Source organism: Kitasatospora sp. NPDC058243, from assembly GCF_042882025.1.
GTDB lineage: Bacteria > Actinomycetota > Actinomycetes > Streptomycetales > Streptomycetaceae > Kitasatospora.
This window is the reverse complement of record NZ_JBHVWW010000083.1, coordinates 1,449-3,354: the sequence shown is the minus strand read 5'-3', so window position 1 is coordinate 3,354 and position 1,906 is coordinate 1,449. Positions and strand designations below refer to the sequence as shown.

The 1,906-nt window shown below is 74.7% G+C and carries 2 protein-coding genes; both read left to right on the top strand.

Annotation, left to right across the window (positions count from 1 at the left end; translation table 11 throughout):
• The first annotated feature begins 129 nt into the window (after positions 1-129).
• Positions 130-765 carry a hypothetical protein gene (locus ACFVX9_RS35315; RefSeq protein WP_387985871.1) on the top strand — a complete coding sequence of 212 codons (636 nt, stop codon included), beginning with the start codon at positions 130-132 and terminating at the stop codon, positions 763-765.
• A gap of 104 nt (positions 766-869) precedes the next feature.
• A complete protein-coding gene (galE, locus tag ACFVX9_RS35310) occupies positions 870-1,886 on the top strand; it encodes a UDP-glucose 4-epimerase GalE (RefSeq protein WP_380481858.1) in 1,017 nt (338 codons plus the stop codon).
• Positions 1,887-1,906 lie beyond the last annotated feature (20 nt).

Here is a 1,906-nt window from a genome sequence, read left to right as displayed (position 1 = left end):
AACCGGCCACTGCTAAAGTCCCCCTGAGACTGCCTGGCGGCGCCGGGTGCGGTCGCCGCCACCATCCGGTGGCGCCTGCACCCGGCGTCACCGCTCCCTGCCCCTCACCCCTCACGAGGATTGCCCGCCATGCGAACCCGACCCTTCGTCGCCGCCCTCGCCCTCGCCGGTGCGGCCGTGCTGCCCGCCGCCGTGCCGGTCGCCGCCCACGGCGACACCGTCCACCTGGACGTCTCCGGCCAGCGGAACGGCCGCGTCAGCACCGTCGCCACCTGGGAGAACGACCACGACCCGGTCACCGGGGAGTTCACCGGCACGCTGGCCGCGACGGCCACCGACGGTCGCACGGTCGGCCCCTGGCGCCTGGTCGCCGTCCCGGGCGAGCCGGGGACGTACACCACCCGGGAGATCCTCCCGGCCGGGCACTGGCGGGTGAGCGTCGACTGTGCGTTTCCCTCGCCGGGGCACGGCGAGGGTGAACTCGACGTCGAGGCCGCGGTGATCGGCGATCCGCCGCTGCCGGGGGCGACGGGCGCGACGACCGGCGCCCCGGCCCCGATACCCGCGCCCACACCCACTCCCACACCCACCGCCCCGACCGCCCCGCCGGCCGCCGACAGCGCCGCCCGGGCCCGCTCCGCCGCCCGCGACACCCCCTCCGACACCACGCCCGACGCCGCCACCTGGGCCGCGATCGGCACCGCCGTCGCGGCCGTCGTGCTGGTCGCCACCGGCTTCTGGCTCCGCCGCCGCCCCCACCGCTGAGCCCACCGCTGAGCCCGGCGGCGGAACCATCGAGCGCGAACCACCGTCCCAAAGGTCACCGGGCGCCACCGGGCGCCCGGCCGACCGCAAGGGAGCGTCCGCGCATGAAGAAGGTCCTGATCACCGGCGGCGCGGGATTCATCGGCAGTTCGGTGGTGTTCGCCCTCCTCGACCAGGGCATCACCCCGGTCATCCTGGACGACCTGTCCAAGGGCCGGGCCGAGTTCGTCGAGGGCAAGGTGTTCTACCAGGGCGACGTCGCCGATGTGGCCCTGCTCGACCGGATCTTCGCCGAGCACCCGGACATCGACGCCGCCGTGCACTGCGCGGCCAGGATCGTCGTCCCGGACTCGGTGGCCAGGCCGCTGTACTACTACCGGGAGAACGTCGGCAAGACCATCGAACTGCTCGACGCCCTCCAGCGCCACGGCTGCACCCGCGTCGTCTTCAGCAGCTCCGCCTCCATCTACGCGCCCACCCCGGACGCGCGGGTCGACGAGAGCAGCCCGGTCGAGGCCAACAGCCCCTACGCGCGCACCAAGCTGATGATGGAGCAGGTGCTCCAGGACTGGACCAGGGGGGAGGGCGCCGAGCGGCAGCGGGTCATCTCCCTGCGCTACTTCAACCCGATCGGCGCCGACCCGCGGCTGCGCAGCGGGCTCCAGGACCTCAACCCCACCCACGCCCTGGGCAAGCTGATCGAGGCGCACACCAACGGCACCCCGTTCACCGTCACCGGCGTCGACTGGGCGACCAGGGACGGCTCCGGCATCCGCGACTACGTCCACGTGCGGGACCTCGCCGAGGCGCACGTCGCGGCGCTGCTCCGCTTCGACGAGGTGATCGCCGAGGGCGCCGAGGACCGCTACCGGGTCATCAACGTCGGCACGGGCGACGGCACCACCGTGCGCGAGCTGATCGCCGCCTTCGAGCAGGCCGTCGGCGCGACGCTCGACGTCCGCGAGGCGGGCCCCCGGCCGGGCGACGTGATCGGCTGCTACGCGGCCGTCGACACCGCCCGCGAACTGCTCGGCTGGCAGCCGCGGCGGGGCATCGCCGAGGGCGTCGCCGACGCGCTGGCCTGGCGCGCGCAGTGGGCCGCCCGCCTCGACGCCAGCTGATACCCAGCGCGCTCTCCCCG

What these genes read in the sequence shown, in the direction of transcription:
- galE (WP_380481858.1), top strand. Translation starts at nt 870, where the DNA reads ATGAAGAAGGTCCTGATCACCGGCGGCGCGGGATTCATCGGCAGTTCG.
- ACFVX9_RS35315 (WP_387985871.1), top strand. Translation starts at nt 130, where the DNA reads ATGCGAACCCGACCCTTCGTCGCCGCCCTCGCCCTCGCCGGTGCGGCC.